Here is a 21754-nt window from a genome sequence, read left to right as displayed (position 1 = left end):
CCGATTTTTCATGGTGTTCGCTACCGGCGTACAGGTAGAAAAATGCCTATTGAACAGCGATTTTACGCATCGTTTGTCTCTGATTGGCTGTGGAGGCCCTTTTTGTTGCAATGTCGGGCCGAATCCCGCGTTACAGTGAGTGCATATATCGACACGTTTAGGTTAAAGGGGTTTTGGTATGTTTGAGCGGTTCACCGACAGGGCGCGGCGAGTAATCGTCCTTGCTCAAAATGAAGCACGGATGCTTAACCACAGTTACATCGGTACTGAGCACATCCTCCTCGGTTTGATCCACGAGGGTGAAGGTGTAGCCGCGAAGGCGCTAGAGTCCCTCGGCATTTCCCTGGCTGCTGTGCGCCAAGAGGTTGAAGAAATTATCGGCCACGGCACCACCCCTCCCAAGGGGCATATCCCGTTTACTCCCCGCGCTAAAAAGGTCCTTGAGCTCTCGCTGCGCGAGGGTCTGCAAATGGGGCACAAGTACATCGGTACTGAATTCCTCCTCCTTGGCCTCATCCGCGAAGGCGAAGGCGTAGCGGCCCAGGTATTAGTCAAGCTCGGCGCCGACCTGCCCAGGGTTCGTCAGCAGGTTATCCAACTGCTGTCGGGCTACGAGGGGAACGGCGGCTCCCCAGAGGTAGAAGACTCCGGCGATACCGTCGGTGCAGGCTCCGGCTCCCGAACCATGGGCGGTCCCGCGTCCTCCGGTGGAGTGGGCGAACGCTCCAACTCCTTGGTTCTAGACCAGTTTGGCCGCAACCTCACCCAAGCAGCCAAGGACGGCAAGCTCGACCCAGTGGTGGGTCGCGAAAAGGAAATTGAGCGCATCATGCAGGTGCTGTCTCGCCGAACCAAGAACAACCCCGTATTGATCGGTGAACCCGGTGTCGGTAAGACCGCCGTAGTCGAAGGCCTCGCACTCGACATCGTTAACGGCCGCGTGCCCGAAACCCTGCGCGACAAGCAGCTTTACAGCCTCGACCTGGGCTCCCTTGTTGCAGGGTCCCGTTACCGCGGTGACTTCGAGGAACGCCTCAAGAAAGTTCTGAAGGAAATCAACCAGCGCGGTGACATCATCCTGTTTATCGACGAGATTCACACCCTGGTTGGCGCAGGTGCCGCAGAAGGCGCAATCGACGCGGCGTCATTGCTGAAACCCAAACTGGCTCGTGGTGAACTGCAGACCATCGGTGCAACCACCCTCGATGAATACCGCAAGCACATCGAAAAGGACGCCGCGTTGGAACGTCGCTTCCAGCCCGTCAACGTCCCGGAGCCCAGTGTTGACCTGACCATTGAGATCCTCAAGGGTCTGCGCGACCGCTACGAAGCGCATCACCGTGTGTCCATCACCGACTCTGCGCTGGCGGCTGCTGCGAACCTTTCGCACCGCTACATCAATGACCGCTTCTTGCCTGACAAGGCCGTCGATCTCATCGACGAAGCCGGCGCACGCATGCGCATTAAGCGCCTGACCGCACCGCAGTCGTTGCGCGACGTCGACGAAAAGATCGCCGACGTGCGCCGCCAAAAAGAAGCAGCTATCGACGCCCAAGACTTCGAAAAGGCTGCCGGCCTGCGCGATACCGAACGCCAGCTGCATGAGGAGCGCGCTGAAAAGGAAAAGGCGTGGCGCAACGGCGAACTTGAGGAAATCCTTGAGGTGGGCGAAGAGCAGATCGCCGAAGTCCTCGGCAACTGGACCGGCATCCCCGTGGTCCAGCTGACGGAGGAAGAATCTTCACGTCTGCTCAAGATGGAAGAAGAACTCCACAAGCGCATCATTGGCCAGGACGACGCAGTCAAGACTGTCTCCCGCGCCATCCGCCGCACCCGCGCGGGTCTGAAGGACCCCAAGCGTCCCAGCGGTTCCTTTATCTTCGCCGGCCCCTCCGGTGTGGGTAAAACCGAGCTGTCCAAGGCCCTAGCGGAGTTCCTCTTCGGCGACGAAGAAGCGCTCATCCAGATCGACATGGGTGAGTTCCACGACAAGTTCACCGCCTCCCGCCTGTTCGGTGCACCCCCCGGGTACGTAGGCTACGACGAAGGCGGCCAGCTGACCGAAAAGGTGCGCCGCAAGCCCTTCTCTGTCATTCTCTTCGACGAGATCGAAAAGGCACACAAGGAGATCTACAACACCCTCCTGCAGGTGCTTGAGGAAGGCCGCCTCACTGACGGCCAGGGTCGCGTGGTGGACTTCAAAAATACCGTCATGATCTTTACCTCCAACCTTGGAACGCAGGACATTTCCAAGGCTGTGGGCATGGGCTTCTCCGGTACCGGCGAGCAGGACGAAACCGGCCGCTACGAACGCATGAAGAACAAGGTGCACGACGAGCTGAAGAAGCACTTCCGCCCCGAGTTCTTGAACCGCATTGATGACGTCGTGGTGTTCCATCAGCTCACGCAGGATCAGATTGTCGACATGGTTGATCTGCTTCTGGGCCGCGTGTCTAAGGCTCTGGGTGAAAAGGATATGGGCCTGGAGGTTAGCGATCAGGCAAAGCAGCTGCTTGCAAAGCGTGGCTTCGACCCGGTCCTTGGTGCACGCCCGCTGCGCCGCACCATCCAACGAGAGATCGAAGACGCATTGAGCGAAAAGATCCTGTTCGGTGAGATCGGTGCAGGCGAGATCGTAGTAGTCGATGTGGAGGGCGAAGACCCAACCTCTGCCAAGGCCACCTTGACGTTCTCCGCGAAGCCGAAGCCCCTGCCAGAGCTGTCGGATGTTAGCCACGAGGTAGCTGACGCGATCCGCCAGGTGTCGGACGCGTCGGAGCAGCCCGTGCCGGAGGATTCCACCGCTGAACAGTTGGAAATCGACAATGCCATTGCGCTGGCTGATGAGGAATCCGACGGTGATAGCAACTAGCCTCTACAATCCTTATACAGTGGGCTAGACAACCAGCACGAGGAGGACAACATGGCACGCAAGAGCATCACCCCAACGGGACTGAACTTCCGCAAACGTAAAAAAGTCGGTAAGAACTCCTGGATCAACGTATCCGGCTCTGGTGTGTCCGGCTCCACAAAGCTGGGTCCGGTTACCGTCAACAGTCGCGGTGGCCTGTGGGTGCGACTTCCTGGTGGCTTCACCTTCCGGGGACGCTGGAAGAAGTAAACCGCTGACGTAGCGCCAAAAGACAAGCCGTGGTTAGAACCTCTAATCACGGCTTCTTTGTGTCTTGCTGAAGGTTTTAGGCTGGCAGAGCGAAACCAATGTCTAGTTGTTCAACTAGGCCGTCTTCTAGAAGACCAAGCAGAGCGCGGTCTCGTTGTGCAGCATCGGGCCACAGCAGATCGATGGTGCCTTTTGTAACGGGGGAGTCGGATTCGCGCAGAGCCTTCATGATGATGCCGCGCACCTGCCTGTCAGTTCCCGCAAATTTCTGCACTCGTTTTTTCGCCTGTGCCAGCTCCTGCTCTGAGGGGGCGGGCGCTCCTGCCAGCTGCCAGGCACAAGACGCCTGAATGGGGCAGTGTCCGCAATCAGGTGATGACGCCGTGCATACCAACGCCCCAAGCTCCATCATTGCGACAGAGAAAGTCGGCCCGTGAACGTCGTCGGGCGCGGCGTCAACAAGTGCTTGTTGCTTCCTTAAGTCAGAGGCTCTTGCCGGGCTTTGAAGATAATTTCCGGACACGGCGCGGGCGTAGACTCTGCGCACATTGGTGTCGACGACGGCGACGTTGTGGTCGTAGTGGAAGCACAGCACTGCTCGCGCCGTGTAGTCCCCGATACCTGGCAGTGCCAGCAGCTCCGCCAAGTCTTCTGGAACGGGCTCGGAACCTTCCCTTGCGTTCGATTCGGCGCCGTATCGGGCGGTGATTTCCTGGGCGCATTCGTGAAGCCGGAGGGCGCGGCGGGGGTAACCTAAAGAACCCCACGCGCGGAGAATGTCAGCCCGCGATGCCGCTGCAAAGTCTTGCGGGGTGGGCCATCGATCCATCCACTGTTGCCAAATCGGTTGCACCCTGGCGACGGGGGTTTGTTGGCTCATCACCTCTGAAACAAGAACACCCCAGGCTGTTGTGCCTGGTCGTCGCCATAGCAGGGGGCGAGCGTTGGCTGCATACCAATCGCACAGTGCGCGGTAATCGAACTGTGTTGGTCGGCTGGGGGCGTGGTTTCGAGCGTTCATTCTAAGTGTGTCAGTGTTCCAGAAATGGGCAGCGGAAGCCAAGCTAAGTAGTTAGCGAGGGTGTCGTGGGGCACAATGTTTCTCATGAGAGATGCTGAGCGGACACCCCACGCGATTTGGGAAGCCTTGCAGGCGGGCAACCGCCGTTTTATGAACTTCGAGGAAACGCGGCCAAACCAAGATCACCGTCGCCGCGTGGAGCTGACCGCAGGCCAGGAACCCCACGCAGTTGTTCTGGCCTGCTCAGATTCCCGGGTGCCGGTGGAGATGATCTTCGACCAGGGTTTGGGCGACATCTTCGTCATCCGCACGGCCGGGGAAATCATCGACTTGGCGGTGCTTGGCTCGCTTGAATACGCGGTGCAAGGTTTGCATGTGCCCCTGATCGTGGTTCTCGGCCACGAATCCTGTGGCGCAGTCGCTGCGACGCAAGCTGCCTTGGACGGCCACGAAATCCCGGGTGGTTTCCAGCGCGTGCTGATTGAAAAAGTCAGCCCCTCCATTTTAGAAGCGCGCGCCATGGGCAAGACCACCACAGAAGAATTTGAGGCCCACCACGTGGCGGAGACCGTCGACCAGATCATGAGCCGATCGCCAGAGATCAAAGCCGCAGTTGCCAAAGGCCGCATGGGTATCGTCGGCGTGCGTTACCGCCTGTCCGATGGCCTGGCAGAGCCTGTCGTTGAAATCGGCGTGGAAGCCTAAGCTTCGCGCATCCGCCGGCTAGTGTGTGCAGTGTGACTGAACACAATCGTCTGCCCAAGGTTATTTACGTACGACGTCGCGTCGCGGCGGTCGTCGTACTCCTTGCTGTTGTCGCGCTGCTGCTCGGGGTGATGCAGCTGTTTTCCAACCGTTCAGCCGACCAGCCAGATCAATCGGCCGCAGCAGTGACATCCGATGCACCATACCCGGCAAAGGGGACCGATGGGGCGTCGGCAGGCAAAGACAGTGACGACAAGGCGGCGTCATCGGATAAAAAAGATGCCGACAAAGCTGACAAGGACAGCAAAGACGCAGGCGACAAAGCTGACAAGGCTGACAAGGCTGGCAAGGACTCGAAAGACGACAAGGACAGCAAGGACGGCAAGGATTCAGCGGAAAAGCCCAAAAAGCAGAGCTGTGAGCTGTCCGACCTGCAGATTAGCGCCACGAGTGATAAGCCCTCCTACGAGGAAGGACAGTTGCCAGAGTTCTACATGACGGTGAAGAACCCAACCGCCGCGGACTGCACCATCGACCTTCGCGACAACCCCCTGCGTTTTGAAGTCTATAACCTGTCCACCAACCGTCGCGTCTGGTCCGACCTAGACTGCAACCAGCCGGTAGACGGAACCTCCAGGATCTTCCCCGCAGGTTCCGAACGCTACTACCGCGCAGTGTGGTCGCGCACCGATTCCGAGCCCGGACAATGCGGCCAGCGCAACCCGGTGCCGGCAGGGTCTTACTTCCTGCACACCGTCATTGGCAACAACCCTTCCGAGGCGCATCCATTCAACCTGCTGTAACCGCCTGAAAAGAAGCTGAGAATTTTTAGTTTCAGCCCCGGGCACTAGAGATTATTTCTTAAGAAACTCCAGTGCCTGCGCCACAGTCGACACCTCGCTGACAACCAGCGGGGTGTCTTTTGCTTGCACGCTTCCACGCGGAACGATTGCGCGTTCAAAGCCCAGACGGGCGGCCTCAGTGAGCCTCTTGTCACAACTGGGCACCCGACGGAGCTCGCCGGCGAGGCCAATTTCCCCGATCACGATTGTGCGCTGCGGCAGGGGAGTGCGGGTTAGTGCTGACGCGGTGGCCATCGCTACCGCCAAGTCGGCCGCGGGCTCACCGATCTTCATGCCGCCAACGGTAGCGATGTAGACCTCCTTGTCGGCGGTTTGCAGGCCGGCGCGCGCCGCTAGAACCGCCAGCACCATCGGCGCACGGGTGGAATCCAGACCCGTCACTGCGCGCCGAGGGTTCTTCGCCGGTGTCTCCATCAGGAGTGCCTGAATCTCTGCCAGGATCGGCCGCACCCCGTCCATCGCTACGGTAATGGCTGTCCCATCCGGGGTGGCGTCACGAGAGGAAAGGAACAACCCACTTGGATCGCTGACTTCCCGGATGCCGTTCGCAGTTTGTTCAAAACAGCCGACCTCATCGGTAGCGCCGAAGCGATTCTTCAAACCCCGAAGCATGCGGAGTGGGGAGTGCTTGTCGCCCTCGAAGTGCAAAACCACATCGACCAGGTGCTCCAGAACTCGAGGACCAGCGACATTTCCATCCTTGGTCACATGTCCCACCAGAATCACTGAGACTCCGGTGGTTTTAGCCAGGGTGGTTAACGCTGCGGTCACTGCACGAGACTGGGCGACGCCGCCAGGCACGCCTTCCACACCCGGTGCATGCATAGTCTGCACAGAGTCGACCACGATCAGCGTTGGTTTTAGCTTATCTACATGGTGGAAGATGGTATCCAAGTTGGATTCGGCAACCAGCAGCAAGTTCTCGTCCAAAGCTCCGGTGCGTTCAGCGCGCAAACGTACCTGGCCCGTCGACTCCTCGGCGGTGGCGTACAGCACCTTGTTTTGTCCATTGTTCGCGCGCGCCGCATGCGCCGCGACGTCAAGAAGCAGTGTGGACTTGCCCACACCGGGTTCGCCGGACAGCAGAACAACCGAACCCGGTACCAAACCGTTACCAAGAACACGATCTAGCTCAGCTATGCCCGTCGTCGTAGCTGTGGTCGCGTCTACGGGGATCGATGTGATCGGTTGAGGAGTAGTCGACTGCCCAGAAACTGCCTGTGTGGAGGGCTGCGAAGGAAGCTGTTCATTCAAGGTTCCCCAGGCCCCGCACTCTGGGCAACGACCAAGCCACTTAGGGGCCTGGTAACCGCAATCGGTACACACGTGGACGGGACGAACTTTCTTAGCCATGTTTCTAAGGTTAGGTCATCCCGCGAAGCTTAGAGTCCACTGAGAATTGATTAGGAGAACCTGAGAATCACGGGTACTGTTAGAAAATGGAAAGTTTTTTACTTAATGTGCTTCTGCTGAGTTTTGGTACAAGCGCACCCACACAGGTTTGGAGAATCTATGTCAATCAGAGTGCTCTCTAGGCGTGCTCTAGCATTGGCTGCTTCCATTCTCATGGTTGGTTCCATGGGATTGAACGCACCACTGCCAGCGGCGCACGCCCAAGTAGCTGCCGGCGAAAACACTGCGCCACCAGCGGCCCCTGCGGTCGCACCTTCTGGCTCGGTGCAGTACGAGCAAGGCGATGGAGTTATCCAATTCAGCCTTGCTCTGCTCGAGGCCGGCGTCGGCCAGGACAAGGATGGCTCCTGTGTCATCAACTCGTCCATGGGCTACGCAATCGGTGACGACAGCGTCGAAGACAACGTCGCCTGCGCAGGTAGTGGCGCGAAATACCAGTTCAGTATGAGTGTGAACTCCGGTAGCGAAGACCGTGTTGTCACTATTCGCCCCCGCTGGGTTGGCCAAAAAGCCCGCGAAGGCTTCCCCGAGCCCACTCGCACCCCGGTGTACAAGTCCGAAGTGCTAAACCTCACCGGTGCTGCCCTGACGGACAACAAAGATGGCACCTACACCATCCGATTCCTGCCGACCCAGGGCAACACCCAGGTGCTTGGCTGGTTCGGCTCCGCCATGACTGAGAATCCCAACCGCGTGATGGAAACCCAGGCTGGTGATTTCAGCCTCGGTGCAGATATCTACGAAGGCCCAAGCGCTAACGGCAAGCTCATCGGTGTGCTGAAGGCCGACCGCGATCTGCGCATCGTCGAAGCCAACCGCATGGACCAGACGATCAACCAGACCTACGAGGACACCAGCCCGACATACCTCGGTGGTACTCCTGCGAACCTTGGGCCTGGAGCCGATACTTCCGTACTGTGTGAAGCAGATGGCAACAACGATATTGACCCCGGTAAGCCCTACCGTGGCATCAGCGCATGGTCTAACCTGACCAACTCGTGGAACATCATGGATGCCAATGCCTACCCCCGGAAGAACGCGAATGGCAAGAGCTACAAACCCGAACTTGGCCTTTACAATGCGCCATCCTCCGATAGCCTGACCCGCTATACCCTGCAGTTGCCGGAGAAGTTCAAAGGCCGTGCGGGAGAAATTATCGGGTACTACAACGGTACGAAAACCACCGTTAAGCTGGATGACCAGGGAAACCCCTACATTCAGGAGCGTTACACGACCAGCCCGGGTACGCGCGGCGAGCGTGCTCCTTTCAAATTCTTCATCCCCGAAGACATGTTCCAAGAGGGTAAGAATGAATTCATTACCCGCATGGACACTGTGGACAAAGAAACCGGCAAGCTAGGCCCGGTTAAATCCTACAACGGTGTCCCTGCTGAATTCCCTGAGGTTGCACCCAAGTGGTTGGATCAGGACCCAGGCAACACTCTTACTTGCACCGATAGCACCACAGATCCCAAGAGCAACACTGGTCCCGGCAAGGGGATGGCTAACAATAACTGCGCCAAGCAGGTTGTTGAAAAGGTGACTTACGACTGTTCTGCCGAGCCCGGAAGCTCCGGCTGTGTTCCTTTCACAAAGAACGACACGGTTGCTTCTTCCAGCCTGAAACTTCCCGATAACCCCAGGGCCCCGCTCAACGATAGCTGGGTTAACCTCAGCCTGTCGCCAGCTAACGCCTCCAGCAACGCTGCGGTGTGCGTTGGCTGGAAGCGCGGCGAGCAGCGCATCAGCCTCTATTATGGTATCGGTGCAAACAACCGCCCCCTCGGCGAGGTCTTTGCCAACGCTAAGGTCTACATCACTGACCAGCCCGTCGACGGCAACAACTGTGGCGAGATCAAAGACTGGACACTCGTAGCCGATTACGCCAACGGCGTGAACAACTTCCGTGACATGAGCGAAGAATGGAACAAGAAGGCCACCGGCCTCTACATCGTTCTTCCCGGTGAGAAGGCAGTTACTAGCCCCACCACCCTGCGCTACCGTGTCGAAGGTGCTGACCCTGCAGTCATCGCAACCGCCATCAAGGACGACCACACTAACCCCGGCCCCAACGAGGCCGGTGTCATCAACCTTGAAGGTGCTAAGTACGTCACTACCCCGAACTTCGCTAGCGTGAAGACTGCTTGTGGCCCGGCCTCACCTGTCGCCAGCAGCCGCATATACTTCTCCACCCCTTCTGCGGGTGTCAACAACTCCTACCTCAGCCGGACTGATCCCGCGATCAAGTCGCTCGGACGCCAAAAATACGAATACCGTGGGGTCCCGTCCCTCGGCTTCAACAACGGCAGCGCCTACCTGAGCTCCAAGACCATGAAGGAAAGCTTGGGTGAAGAAGGCTACGCGGATTACCTGAAGAAGCGCGAAGAGCAGAACCTTCCCCCGGAGCAGGTTATCCACCGTGTGTACATCTCCAAGTGTCTCGATGTTGTTCCTGCCGAACTGCCCCCGAATGCGCGTTTCATTCAGGACACACCCAAGTCTAATAATCCCCAAGACTGTGGTTTTGACGCAGGTCGTTACATCGAACAAACCTGGGCGCTGTCCGCAGATCCCAGCGACGACCCCTTCATGCAGCCCTTCCTCATGCAGAAAACAGTTGACGCTCAGCAGGAAAAGAGCAGTTGGTTCTACAGCTACTTTGGCATGATCACCCATGGTGACTTCAAGGGCGATAGCCGTAGCTTCCACGTCTATACCCCAGTGTGGGCAGGCCCCGGCCAGCGCTTCAACGTGCTGTCTGAATGGCGCCTGACTGGCACGCCTGCGATCACAGATCCCAGTGGTGGACAGACGCTCACCGTCAACCAAGGTCTGGTCAACAGCCGATCGCCGAAGGTTGATGCTAACGCTACAAACAATCCCACGTGGGATATGAAGCCGCAGCCGGTGCCCGGCAATTACACGCCTTTGAGGAGCGCCACCAAGTATGACACCATCGTCATCCCGCAGGCTACAGTGGCTCAGCTGTCCAAGTCTGTCATTGACCCCTTGGTGCCTACGCGCACCGATTTCACCCATGCGGTGAACATCGTCAACTACAGCACCGGACAATTCGGCGCGAGCGAGTTCATCGACGTCCTCCCTTACAACGGTGATGGGCGTAACCTTGACGGCCAGTCCGAGTCCACCGGTGCAGAGGGCGAAGGCACCGACTTCCACGGCCAGTACTGGTTGGACGAACTGCCCAAATACGTCGGCGACGACCAGAACCTCCCGGTCCAGTTCACCACCGATGACCCCAAGAAGGTCTCGATGTGTCCGTCCACGGCTAACGCCTCGGATATCGAGCTGTGCCGCGCGATGTTCAAGCGCCCAGGTGTGGGCGATCTTGACTCCAAGCCGAATACCACTGCTTGGCGCGACCTCACCCAAGAAGAGTTGGAAAAGTACAAGGAATCCGCAAAGGCCGGTGGCGAAAAGATCACCGCACTGCGATTCCGCTCAAAGACTTTCCTGCCCGAGTCTAACCGGACCTACTACCTGCACTTCGATGCAAAGGACAACCGTGCGGGCGATCGTTACCGTAACCAGATCGGCGTCTACGTTGTCACCGAAACAGAGATGTACTCCCGTGCTAACGCTGGTCCTCAGCCGGCAGCCGTTCAAACCGAGGTGTACGCAGGTCGCATCAGTGGCAACATCTACCAAGACGTTGACAAGGATGCATCACGCGGTTCTGAAGAAGAGCCTTCGCCCAACGGTCGCATTGTTGAGCTGCTTAAGTGCACCACCAACAAAGCTGGCGAGGTCGAAAACTGTGACGAGGTTTACCAGACCATCACCCTCGGTGAAGGCAAGCTGAACCAAAACGGTCACTACGAATTCGACAACCTGCCCGCAGGTACCTACAAGGTTCGCGTGAAGCCTCTCGATGATCAAGAGATCAACACCGAGGCTGGCAAGAACCCTGAAAACAACGGCACCTGGGAATCCGGTACCCAAGTAATCCAGGGAATTTCCCCCGCCCAAAATGGTGGTCAGGAAGAGCAAATCCGTGACATCAACTTCGGTTACTGGGTGGCTAGCCCAAGCGTCACTGTGGCGAAGTCTGTCAATGATCCGGAGGACAAGCGAACCGTTGACGGCGAAGCAACCTTCACCATCGAAGGCGAAAACGACGGCGATGTTCCGCTGACCGAAGTTAAGCTCGATGACCAGTGGGTCAAGGACACCGAGAGTGAAAAACTCAAGAATCAACTGACCTGCGTCATCACCAACTCCGAAGGCACCGCCTACGTAGGTGAAGACCTTAAAGCCAAGGGCGACCTGCTATCCGAGCAAGGCGCAAACCTGGCAGTCGGCGACAAGTACTCCTGCACCGTCACTTGGAGCAAGGTCACTCAGGAAGACATCGACCTCGAAGCGATCCTGAAGAACACCGCATCCATCACCGGTAAGTACAAGAGCAAGGTCGTCACCCCGGATCCCTCCTCGGTGATCGTCCCCATCGTCGAACCCGGCCCCGCTCTGGAACTCACCAAGCAGGTACGCCCGGCCGACCAGGGCACAGACGCACTCAGTGACCGCGTTGTTCGCGACAACAAAGAGGCAGCAGCCTTCGTCATCACCGGCCGTAACACCGGTAACGTCACCCTGCACAATGTCACCCTGGAGGACAGCAAGCTTTCCAACGAAGCACCCGTCACCCTTGACAACTGTGTAGCGCTCGACGCTGAAGCTGGCGCTGAAGAAGCACCGAAGCTCAACGTCACTGACGGCAAGCTCACCCTCGCCCCCGGCGCAGGCTTCCAGTGCACCGTCGAATACACCGTCAACCAGAAGGACGTCGACAACCGCAAGGACATCGACAACACCGCAGTGCTGCGGGCCAAGACTCGACCCGACAACGCAGAGAAGAACCGCGACGTCGTGACCGAGAAGAAGACCGCAACCATTGAGGTGCCCGTATACAAGCCCTCCATCGCCCTGACCAAGACCGCTGAAGTCAAGCAGGACGACCAGGCAATCGAAGGCAAGGCGCTGGCAGGCGAAACCGTCGAATACAGCTTCGATGTGCACAACACCTCCAAGGTCACGCTGCGAAACGTCACCTTGGCAGACGAGAAGGTCAGCGACCTCAAGTGCCCGAAGACTGAACTGGCACCCGATGAGCACATGACGTGTACCGCAACCCACGTGCTCACCCCGCAGGATGCAGAAGCCGACACCTACGACAACACCGCCACAGTGACTGGCGAGAACGTCCAAGGTGAAAAGGCAGAAGCAACCTCCGAGGCCAAGGTCGTCGTCGGTACCCCCAAGGTTGATCTGGCCAAGTCCATCAAGGACAAGAAGGACAGCTACAACCGTGGCGATCAGATCGTCTACGAGATCACCGTGACCAACACTGGCACCACGGACCTCAATGACGTCGTAATCACCGACGTGTTCACCCACGAACGCCCAGGCGCAGACATCGTCTGCCCCGACGGCTTCGACCCGGCAGCTGGCATTCTTGCACAGGGCACCAAGGTCACCTGCACCGTCACCACCGAGGTGACCCAGGAAGACCTAGACACCCTCACCAAGATCGACAACCGTGCCGACGTCAGCGCCAAGTACCGCACCGCAGACAACGTCGTGGAGACCGAAGAGCAGAAGAAGGCCAACAACGAAGCCAGCGCACCGCTGAACGTTAAGACCTCCATCAAGCTCGAGAAGTCCATCGTCGAACCCAAGGCGCTGTACGCACAGGGCGAGCCCGTCACCTACAAGTTCGTCATCACCAACACCGGTACCCAAACCCTCGACAACCCGAAGGTTCTGGACTCCAAGCTTGGCGCAGACGAAATCTCCTGTGGTGAAGGCCCCATCGCCCCCAACGCCAGCGTTGAATGCACAGTTGACTACAAAGTCAGCGCAGAAGACGCTGCAACCAACGGCAAGATCGAAAACGTGGCAACCGCCAACGCGACCAAGCCCGGACAGAACGCCGACACCCCGCTCGCAGAGCGCGTGAAGTCGGAAGAATCCAAGGCGACCTTCAATACCGGTACCCCGAAGCTGGAGATCGCCAAGGCCGTCACCTCTGAAAAGCAGGTTGACCTGGTCAAGGGCAACAAGGTCACCTGGAAGGTCACCGTCACCAACCCGGCTGACGCCATCACCCCGGTAGACAACGTTGTCGTCAACGACCCGATGTTCGCCGACGCGGAAGACGTCTACTGCATGGTCGACGGCCGACGCATCGATGGCCTTGAAATTGGCACCCTTGCTATCGGTCAGAAGGCTGAATGCTTCGGCACCACGACCGTTACCCAAGACGAGGTCGACGCTGGCGAACAGATCGTCAACACCGCCTCCACCGCCGGTAACTTCGGTGAAAACAAGGTCGAGGGACCCCAGGCAGAAGCTAAGGTTTCTGTCTCCTCAAAGGCCGGCATCAAGCTGACCAAGACCGTGGTTGACCCCAAGCCGATCTACGTCGAAGGCGACGAAGTCGAATACAGCTTCGTTGTTGAAAACACCGGTGACGTGACCCTGCATGACGTCAAGGTCACCGACCCGATGTTCGAAAACGGCGTCACCTGTGAACAAACCGAGCTCGCGCCCGGCGCCAAGACCACCTGCACCGCCGACAAGCACGTCGTCACCGCAGAAGAGGCAGACAGCCCCACCCTGGTCAACAAGGCAACCGTTGTCGGCCTAAAGCCGAACAACAAGGTTCACAACAATGACCCGGTTAAGGACGAAGACGACGCAACCGTCGACATCGGCAAGCCCAGCTTGGCGATCGACAAGGCAATCGCAAACCCCGGCCCCTACAAGGCTGGCGAGAAGGCAACCTTCACCATTAAGGTCACCAACGACGGCCCGACCGACCTGACCGACGTGAAAATCACCGATGACATGGACGGTCACGACGTCGACCTCAACTGCCCCGAAGGTGCAGACAAGATCGCCAAGGGTGATTCCGTAACCTGCGAAGCTACGATCACCGTCACCCAAGACGACGTCAACGCCGAAAAGCCGCTCACCAACACCGCCACCGCCGAAGGCAAGACCAATAAGGCGAAGGCACCGAAGAAGAGCGACTCCGCCACCATCACCGTGGCCAACGCCAAGAAGTTGGAGCTGGAAAAGACCATCACCAACAAGCCCGAAGGCGAACAATTCGTCGAAGGTGACACCGTCGAATACGGCTTCGTTGTCCGCAACGCCGGCGACGTCACCCTAAAGGACATCAAGGTTTCTGACCCGATGTTCGGCGAAGCCTTCGACTGTGGCGGTGGCGAACTGGCACCCGGTGACGAGCGCACCTGCGTCGCCAAGACCCACAAGGTCACCCCGGAGGAAGCAGAAATGGGTCTCGTGCCCAACACTGCAACCGCCAGCGGCAAGACCACCGGTGGATCGACTCCTGGCGGTCAGGACGTCAAGTCCAATCCGTCGACCGCTAACTTCCGCACCGGCATCCCTGCACTGACCATCGACAAGGTCGCGGATAACCCGGACGCAGAACGCGAGGCAGGCGACACCGTCAACTACACGATCACCGCGAAGAATGCTGGTAACACCCGCATCGACAACGTGATCATCACCGACGACGTTATCGCCGGCATGCTGGAAGACCCCGAGCGCGAAGCCACCATCACCTGTGATGATGACGCCGCGTGGGGCGGCGCAGGCGCAAGCCTCCCGGCTGGCGGAAGCATCGTCTGTAAGGCCTCCTTCAAGGTGCTGCAGTCCGATGTGGACTCCTACGACTGGTCTGTCAACATCGCTGGCGTGTCCGGCAAGTACGGCAACAAGAAGGTCACCCCGGTTCAGGCCGAGGCAAAGGTGCCCTTCAAGGAGCAGACCCCGCTGCTGAAGCTCACCAAGACGATCGACAACCTGCAGGAGCCCTACGTGGCTGGCGACAAGATTCGTTACACCTTCAAGGTCGAAAACGTCGGTGAGACCTCGATCAGCAAACTTGTCATCAAGGACAAGATGCTCGAAGACAACGGCATCACCGTCACCTGTGAAGCAACCGACTTGGCTGCTGGTGCAGAAACCATGTGCCACTCCGATTCTGACTACACGGTGACCGAAGCTGACGTCGCAGCAGGCACTGTCAACAATGTGGCTACCGTTGCAGGCACCACGCCGATCCGTGCGATCAGCAACATTGTGCCCCTCAACCCGATCGAGCCGAAGCCCAAAAAGCCCAGCACGGTTGAGTCTGAGGAATCCAGCACAACCGCCCGTACCGGCAAGTCTGCACTGACCCTGACCAAGGACGCTAGCCAGGTTCTAGTGAAGGCTGGTGACACCATCACCTACACCCTCACTGTCGCCAACACAGGCTCCACCGAGCTGAACAATGTTGGTATCAACGATCCGATGGCGGCCAAAGGTCAGCTCAAGTGTGCAGATCCTGCAGTGGCAGAAGGCACCGCAACCCTGCAGCCTGATGAAACCGTAACCTGTACCTTCACTAAGCCGATCGATCAGGCCGACGTAGATGCAGGTGAAGGCATCGTCAACACCGCAACCGCAACCGGTAGCTACCACGAGCAGCCGCCGCTGAAAGCAACCGCAACCAAGACGGTTGAGGTCTCTAAGGTCACTGGCCTGAACATCACCAAGGAGATCGCGGACAAGCAGGACAGCTACACCCCTGGCGACAAGGTGAAGTACGTCTTCACCGTCACCAACACCGGTGATATCACCCTCAGTGATGTCGCGGTGTACGACGAGAAGCTGGTTGATGCTGGCGTTGAGGTCAGCTGTGAGGCCAAGACTCTCGCCCCGAACGAGAGCACCGAGTGCGCAGCAGCGGACTACATTGTCACCGACAAGGACGCCGATGCCGGCCGCGTGGTCAACACCGCGATGGCGACCGGTAACACCCCTGCTGGTGAAAAGGTCACCTCTGATGAGGACACCGCAGAGTTCAACTCGCACAAGGGCAGCCGCGTCCCCTGGTGGCCGCTGCTTGGCCTGATTCCGTTCCTCGGACACCACATCGGCTCCTCCGATCCGCAGCCGGCACCGGAAGCTCCCGCAGCTACCGAGGCTCCTGCCGTCGAGGGCAAAGGCATCGCCAAGAACGATGAAGGCATCAAGGGTATCGCTAAGAACCCGACCGCGCTGGCTCAGACCGGTGCAGATGTCATCGGATTCGGTGTGGCAGGTATTGCCCTGGCAGCCGCAGGCGCTGGCCTGATCGGTTCCCGCCGCAAGAGCAAGGGCAAGCACTGCAAATAAGCGGTGATAGCTAGCGCAAGCTAGCAGACCATGTTCAAGGGCGGGTCGTGCACGATGTGCGCGGCCCGCTCTTTTGCTGTTGTCGGGTGCCAAAATGTGCGCATCTAGGCCGCCGTGCGAGAGCCGACGTGGGGAAATGTGATCGGAAGGGGGCTAAATGCGCACATTTTGGCACGCCGCCCGTAAAAAATATAAAAAAGGCACCGCAGGGCTGTGCGGTGCCTTGAAGGAAACTAGCCCCCCCGGTTGGGGCCGGCTAGAGCGATGAGCTTTAGTGGCTGTGGCCGGCGTGCTCGGGGGTGTTCTCGCGGGGGTGATCGGATCCGGCATCGAGAACGGGGGCTGCGATGGTGGCATCGGTGGTGACGCTCAGATCGTTGAACTCGAAGGTCACTTCCTTGTTACCGCCGAGTGCGAAGCCGGGGTTGTCGACGGTGTTGGCGACGTAGGTGATGCAGGCTTCCTTGTCCTGGGCAAGCTTGTCGAGTCCTGCTTCGCTGTCTGCGACGAGGCTGCAGTTCGGCTCGATGGTGAGGTCTTCGTCGTCGAACTTCACGGTCTGGTCGCCGACGGTCACCTTTTTGAGGGTGTGGGCGTCAGAACCAACCGGGTTGAGGTTGATTGCGGTGAACTTCAGGGCTGCTTCGCCTTCGTCGTCGACCAGGACGGTGACGTCGCGGACGGCAATGTGCTCGTCGGTGGCAGAGGCGCCATCGACTGCTGCTACCTGGTTGGCGGTCTGGGAGATCTGGCCAGCACCGCAAGCGCTCAAGGTCAGGGTTGCTCCGGCGAGTACGGTCACCGTCAACTTCTTGGAGATCACAGGTTCGTCCTTTTCTTTTTGCTGCTTGTTGTGCGCACTCGGGTTGTGTGGCTCGAGTGTGCGGTTATCCACTGTATTAGTCTAGTCGCTAGATGGGGCCTGGCCTATTTCTGTGCCCCCGGACGTGGTAGCATCGACTAGCTGAAATCTTCAAGGCCATAGGAGTAGTCAATGGATTTTAAGGTCGGGGACGTTGTCGTCTACCCCCACCACGGTGCCGCAGTCGTTGAGGCGATTGAGCAGCGCGAGATGGGAGGGGAGACACTGGAGTTTCTGGTCCTTCAGATCCACCAATCGGATTTGACGGTTCGTGTGCCTGCGAAGAATGCGGAGTTGGTGGGTGTCCGCGACGTGGTGGGGGAGGAAGGCCTGTTGAAGGTTTTCTCTGTGCTGCGTGAGATTGATGTTGAGGAGGCCGGCAACTGGTCTCGTCGCTACAAGGCTAATCAGGAGCGTTTGGCTTCTGGTGATGTTAACAAGGTCGCTGAGGTTGTGCGCGATTTGTGGCGCCGTGATCAGGACCGTGGTTTGTCTGCTGGTGAGAAGCGCATGTTGGCGAAGGCTCGTCAGGTGTTGGTGGGCGAGTTGGCGTTGGCTGAAAACGTTGACGAGAAGAAGGCAGATGAGCTTGATGCTCAGATGTTGGCGACGTTGGAGCGTCAGAAGAGCGAGGGTGTGGCAGAGGAGCCTAAGCCCGAGCTTGCCGACGATGTTGATCTTGATGACTTGGATTTTGACGACTAGTCGTTTGTGCCGGTGGCGTGGGGTGGCTGCCGGCGTTCGGCGATACTAGTGGCGTTGGGTTTTTCTTGTGTGTATTCGACGTGTTGCTGCGGTGATTGTTGCGGCGGGTTCGGGTACTCGTTTGGGGGCAAATAAGCCGAAGGCTTTGGTGGAGCTCGGGGGCAGGTGTTTGCTTGATCGTGCCCTTGCGGGGGTGCGTGCTGCTGGGGTGGATCATGTGGTTGTCACCGTGTCGGCGGATATGCGTGATGACGCCGCGGTGGTTGCGCTGGGAAGCCAGCCTGGGGTGTGTGTGATTGAGGGGGGTGCTGAGCGTGCGGATAGTGCTTGGAGGGGCGTGCAGCTCGCGTATGAGTTGTTGGGGTGTCCGGGTGAGGGTGAGGCCACGATTGTGGTGCATGATGCTGCACGTTGTTTGACTCCGCCCGCGATGATTGAGCGGGTGATTGATGCTGTGGCTGCGGGGGCGCGTGGGGTGATTCCTGCGTTGCCGGTGGTGGATACGATCAAGGTTGTTGATGGGGCGGAGCAGGTTGTGGGGGCGCCGCAGCGTGCGATGTTGCGTGCGGCGCAGACTCCTCAGGGGTTTGATGCTGCGACTTTGGTGCGGGCGAATCGGCAGTGGCAGCAGTCTCAGGGGGCGGGGGATGCTGCTGTGGTGACTGATGATGCTTCTTTGTTGGAGTTGATTGGTGTGCCGGTTCAGGTGGTTGAGGGGGCTGCTGAGGCCCTGAAGATTACGAACCCTATCGATATGGTGGTCGCGGAGTTTTATTTGTCGCGTGGCTAGGCGGGGTGGGCAAGTATCATCGGGGCCTATGAGCGTGAATATGAATACTGCTGCTGGGTTGCCTCGGGTGGGTACTGCGTTTGATGCGCATCAGGTTGAGGCCGGTAAGCCTTGTTGGATTGCTGGTTTGTTGTTTGAGGGGGTTGATGGTTGCGAGGGGCATTCGGATGGAGACGTCGTGACGCATGCTGTGATCGATGCTGTGCTGGCTGCGTCGGGTTTGGGGGATTTGGGCAGTTTTGTTGGGGTGGGTCGGCCGGAGTATGACGGGGTGTCGGGGGAGCAGTTGTTGCGGGAGCTTCGCGAGTTGTTGGATCGGGAGTCGGTTGTTGTGGGCAATGTGTCGGCGCAGTTGATTGCGAATAGTCCGAAGATGTCTGCGCGCCGTGTGGAGGCGGAGGAGCGTTTGTCGGAGTTGTTGGGTGCGCCTGTGTCGGTGTCTGCGACAACGACTGATCATATGGGCTTTACGGGCGAGGGCCGTGGGCGGGCTGCCATCGCGACTGCTTTGGTGTATCGGGGTGTATAGACTTGATACCGTGACTTTACGCATTTATGATTCGGCGACTAGACAGCTCCGCGATTTCGAACCTTTGCGCCCCGGCCATGCGTCGGTGTATCTGTGTGGTGCGACGGTGCAGTCGGTGCCGCATATTGGGCATCTGCGTAGTGGCGTGGCGTTCGATATTGTGCGTAATTGGCTTGAGTACAAGGGTTTTGACGTCGCGTTCGTGCGCAATGTCACCAACATTGATGACAAGATCCTGACGAAGGCCGCGGACAATGGTCGCCCGTGGTGGGAGTGGGCGGCTACTCATGAGCGTGCTTTTAACTGGGCTTATAGCCAGTTGGGTGTGCGTCCGCCGTCGTTGGAGCCTCGGGCGACGGGCCACATTACTGAGATGGTGGAGTACATGCAGCGCATTATTGATGCCGGCCATGGCTATGCCTCGGATGGCAATGTGTATTGCAGCCCGGCCACTATCGAGGGCTATGGCCAGTTGTCTGGCCAGAAGCTTGATGAGATGGATCAGGGGGAGTCTGCCGGCACTGGTAAGCGTGATCCTCGTGATTTCACTATGTGGAAGGCGGCTAAGCCGGGTGAGCCTTCGTGGCCTACCCCGTGGGGTGACGGCCGCCCTGGTTGGCATATTGAGTGCACGGCGATGGCTACCAAGTATTTGGGTGCGGAGTTCGACATCCATGGTGGTGGTCTGGATTTGAAGTTCCCCCATCACGAAAATGAGATCGCTCAGGCTCATGCTGCTGGTGACGGTTTTGCCCGCTATTGGATGCACAACGGTTGGGTGACGATGGCCGGTGAGAAAATGAGTAAGTCCTTGGGCAACGTGTTGAGTGTCGAGAACATCACCAAGATTGTGCGGCCTGTGGAGCTGCGCTACTACCTGGGTAGCGCTCATTATCGCTCGATGATTGAGTACTCCGAGGGCGCTTTGTTGGAGGCTGCTGCGGGCTACCGTCGCATTGAGGATTTTGTCTCGAAGTTCCCCGATGCCGAGCCTGGCGAGGTCGCCCCGGAGTTCGCCGAGGCGATGGACGAGGACTTCGCCGTGCCGAAGGCTTTGGCGGTGATCCACGGCGCTGTCCGCAAGGGTAATACTGCGCTGGCTGAGGGCGATCGGGAGCAGGCTAGTGCCTTGGCTCAGTCGGTTCGCGCGATGGCTGCTGTGCTTGGCGTTGACCCGCTGGCGGAAACCTGGCACAGTGGGCAGGATAATTCTGCTGCGATGGGCGCACTGGATGCCCTCGTGGAGGCGCAGCTTGTTCGCCGGGCGCAGGCACGAGCAAACAAGGATTGGGCGGTTGCTGATGAGGTGCGTGACACCCTCGCGGCTGCTGGTGTCGAGGTTATTGACACGGCGGATGGCGCCCAGTGGCAATTGAAGGCAGGTAAGTAGATGGCAGGCAACTCTCAGCGTCGGGGCGCGATGCGCAAGACGAACAAGAAGGGCCAGGTTGTTGGTTCTGGTGGTCAGCGCCGCCGTGGTTTGAAGGGTAAGGGTCCGACGCCTAAGGCGGAGGATCGCACCTATCACGCAGCGTATAAGCGCAAGATTGAGCGCGAGCGTCGCGCGCAGGGGCGTCATCAAAAAGATGATGGCAACGAGTTGGTTGTCGGCCGTAACCCTGTGGTGGAGTGCTTGAAGGCGAAGGTTCCCGCCCAGACGTTGTATGTGGTGGAGGGCACCCAGAACGATGATCGTTTGAGCGAGGCTGTGCAGTTGTGCCGCGCGCGTTCCATCCCGACGGTTGAGGTGCCGAAGCACGAGATGGATCGCATGACCGGCAATGGCATGCACCAGGGCATTGGTTTGTTGATCCCGCCGTTTGAGTACGCCGATGTTGAAGATTTGATTGATGACGTCGCGTCGCGTGGCGAAGACGGTTTGATTGTCTGCCTCGACAACATTACGGATCCGCGGAACCTGGGTGCGGTGATTCGTTCTGTGGCGGCGTTTGGTGGCCATGGTGTGGTTGTTCCGGAGCGTCGTTCTGCATCGGTGACTGCTGTTGCGTGGCGTACGTCCGCTGGTACGGCTGCGCGTCTGCCTGTTGCGAAGGCGACGAATATGACGCGTACGTTGAAGCGTTTCCAGCAAGCCGGCTACCAGGTGGTTGGTTTGGATGCGGGCGGGGACCACACCTTGGACACTTATGACGGCACCGGCCCGGTGGTTATCGTTGTTGGTTCTGAGGGCAAGGGCATGTCCCGCTTGGTGCGGGAGACCTGTGATTCTGTGATGAGTATCCCGATGGTGGGTTGGGTGGAATCCCTCAATGCTTCGGTTGCTGCTGGAGTTGTGCTGTCGGAGTTTGCACGCCAGCGTCGCGCACAAACCCGATAGCTCGGCAGATCAGGTAGATCCCAAAGGATATTCCGGTTACGAATACGCTGACCGGCAGGCCGGGGGCTAGTGAAAGCACGAAGCCCCCGGCTGCTGCTATTTCCGCGAAGATTACTGACCAGATGGTTGCCGCCACGGGGTTGTTGGTGATGTAGACCGCGATGGGTTCGGTTTGTGCGACGCGCACGGCA

At 58.7% G+C, this 21754-nt stretch carries 13 protein-coding genes and 1 pseudogene; 10 read left to right on the top strand and 4 right to left on the bottom strand.

Translation table 11 applies throughout. From position 1 onward, the window contains the following. Positions 1–178: 178 nt before the first annotated feature. A complete protein-coding gene (locus CARG_RS08470) occupies positions 179–2872 on the top strand; it encodes an ATP-dependent Clp protease ATP-binding subunit (RefSeq protein WP_021012227.1) in 2694 nt (897 codons plus the stop codon). Between the two features lie 51 nt (positions 2873–2923). Beyond that, positions 2924–3121, top strand: coding sequence for a DUF4236 domain-containing protein (locus CARG_RS08465; RefSeq protein WP_021012226.1), 198 nt, complete (start codon positions 2924–2926; stop codon positions 3119–3121). 76 nt (positions 3122–3197) lie between these two features. On the opposite strand, the gene CARG_RS08460 is transcribed toward CARG_RS08465, so the two are convergent. After that, positions 3198–4142: an HhH-GPD family protein gene (locus CARG_RS08460; protein ID WP_052331919.1), complete on the bottom strand. Its 945-nt coding sequence runs from the start codon at positions 4140–4142 to the stop codon at positions 3198–3200. Between the two features lie 84 nt (positions 4143–4226). Between CARG_RS08460 and CARG_RS08455 the strand changes: the two genes are divergently transcribed. Together CARG_RS08455 and CARG_RS08450 are read left to right on the top strand one after the other, a co-directional pair. After that, positions 4227–4847 carry a carbonic anhydrase gene (locus tag CARG_RS08455; RefSeq protein ID WP_041747793.1) on the top strand — a complete coding sequence of 207 codons (621 nt, stop codon included), beginning with the start codon at positions 4227–4229 and terminating at the stop codon, positions 4845–4847. 32 nt (positions 4848–4879) lie between these two features. Next, positions 4880–5650 (top strand): hypothetical protein, encoded by a 771-nt coding sequence (locus tag CARG_RS08450; protein ID WP_021012223.1) that lies wholly within the window; start codon positions 4880–4882, stop codon positions 5648–5650. A gap of 51 nt (positions 5651–5701) precedes the next feature. On the opposite strand, the gene radA is transcribed toward CARG_RS08450, so the two are convergent. Continuing rightward, positions 5702–7063 carry a DNA repair protein RadA gene (gene radA, locus CARG_RS08445; RefSeq protein ID WP_041747124.1) on the bottom strand — a complete coding sequence of 454 codons (1362 nt, stop codon included), beginning with the start codon at positions 7061–7063 and terminating at the stop codon, positions 5702–5704. A 225-nt stretch (positions 7064–7288) separates the two neighbouring features. On the opposite strand from radA, the gene CARG_RS08440 reads away from it, so the two are divergent. After that, a complete protein-coding gene (locus CARG_RS08440) occupies positions 7289–16339 on the top strand; it encodes a DUF7507 domain-containing protein (protein WP_169733219.1) in 9051 nt (3016 codons plus the stop codon). A 271-nt stretch (positions 16340–16610) separates the two neighbouring features. On the opposite strand, the gene CARG_RS08435 is transcribed toward CARG_RS08440, so the two are convergent. After that, positions 16611–17234 carry a hypothetical protein gene (locus CARG_RS08435; protein WP_021012220.1) on the bottom strand — a complete coding sequence of 208 codons (624 nt, stop codon included), beginning with the start codon at positions 17232–17234 and terminating at the stop codon, positions 16611–16613. 99 nt (positions 17235–17333) lie between these two features. Here CARG_RS08435 and CARG_RS08430 point away from each other — a divergent pair, with 99 nt between their 5' ends. The 5 genes from CARG_RS08430 (at position 17334) to rlmB (ending at position 21563) form a co-directional block, all read left to right on the top strand. Beyond that, a complete protein-coding gene (locus CARG_RS08430; protein ID WP_021012219.1) occupies positions 17334–17906 on the top strand; it encodes a CarD family transcriptional regulator in 573 nt (190 codons plus the stop codon). Between the two features lie 67 nt (positions 17907–17973). Then, on the top strand, positions 17974–18696 hold the full coding sequence (gene ispD / locus CARG_RS08425; protein ID WP_021012218.1) for a 2-C-methyl-D-erythritol 4-phosphate cytidylyltransferase: 723 nt from the start codon (positions 17974–17976) through the stop codon (positions 18694–18696). A gap of 28 nt (positions 18697–18724) precedes the next feature. Then, positions 18725–19225, top strand: coding sequence for a 2-C-methyl-D-erythritol 2,4-cyclodiphosphate synthase (ispF, locus tag CARG_RS08420; RefSeq protein WP_021012217.1), 501 nt, complete (start codon positions 18725–18727; stop codon positions 19223–19225). Between the two features lie 10 nt (positions 19226–19235). Continuing rightward, positions 19236–20615 (top strand): cysteine--tRNA ligase, encoded by a 1380-nt coding sequence (gene cysS, locus CARG_RS08415; RefSeq protein ID WP_041747787.1) that lies wholly within the window; start codon positions 19236–19238, stop codon positions 20613–20615. Continuing rightward, positions 20616–21563 (top strand): 23S rRNA (guanosine(2251)-2'-O)-methyltransferase RlmB, encoded by a 948-nt coding sequence (gene rlmB, locus CARG_RS08410; RefSeq protein ID WP_021012215.1) that lies wholly within the window; start codon positions 20616–20618, stop codon positions 21561–21563. It abuts the gene before it with no gap. Here the strand turns inward: rlmB and CARG_RS10560 are convergent. Beyond that, positions 21493–21723: pseudogene (locus tag CARG_RS10560) on the bottom strand (metal ABC transporter permease); the annotation flags it as partial. The gene rlmB and the pseudogene CARG_RS10560 overlap by 71 nt on opposite strands. Positions 21724–21754: the final 31 nt, after the last annotated feature.

Source organism: Corynebacterium argentoratense DSM 44202 (genome assembly GCF_000590555.1).
GTDB classification, from domain to species: Bacteria; Actinomycetota; Actinomycetes; order Mycobacteriales; family Mycobacteriaceae; genus Corynebacterium; species Corynebacterium argentoratense.
This window is presented reverse-complemented; position numbering and strand designations above follow the sequence as displayed.

What these genes read in the sequence shown, in the direction of transcription:
- CARG_RS08470 (WP_021012227.1), top strand. Translation starts at nt 179, where the DNA reads ATGTTTGAGCGGTTCACCGACAGGGCGCGGCGAGTAATCGTCCTTGCT.
- CARG_RS08465 (WP_021012226.1), top strand. Translation starts at nt 2,924, where the DNA reads ATGGCACGCAAGAGCATCACCCCAACGGGACTGAACTTCCGCAAACGT.
- CARG_RS08460 (WP_052331919.1), bottom strand. Translation starts at nt 4,142, where the DNA reads ATGAACGCTCGAAACCACGCCCCCAGCCGACCAACACAGTTCGATTAC.
- CARG_RS08455 (WP_041747793.1), top strand. Translation starts at nt 4,227, where the DNA reads ATGAGAGATGCTGAGCGGACACCCCACGCGATTTGGGAAGCCTTGCAG.
- radA (WP_041747124.1), bottom strand. Translation starts at nt 7,063, where the DNA reads ATGGCTAAGAAAGTTCGTCCCGTCCACGTGTGTACCGATTGCGGTTAC.
- CARG_RS08440 (WP_169733219.1), top strand. Translation starts at nt 7,289, where the DNA reads ATGGGATTGAACGCACCACTGCCAGCGGCGCACGCCCAAGTAGCTGCC.
- CARG_RS08430 (WP_021012219.1), top strand. Translation starts at nt 17,334, where the DNA reads ATGGATTTTAAGGTCGGGGACGTTGTCGTCTACCCCCACCACGGTGCC.
- ispF (WP_021012217.1), top strand. Translation starts at nt 18,725, where the DNA reads ATGAGCGTGAATATGAATACTGCTGCTGGGTTGCCTCGGGTGGGTACT.
- rlmB (WP_021012215.1), top strand. Translation starts at nt 20,616, where the DNA reads ATGGCAGGCAACTCTCAGCGTCGGGGCGCGATGCGCAAGACGAACAAG.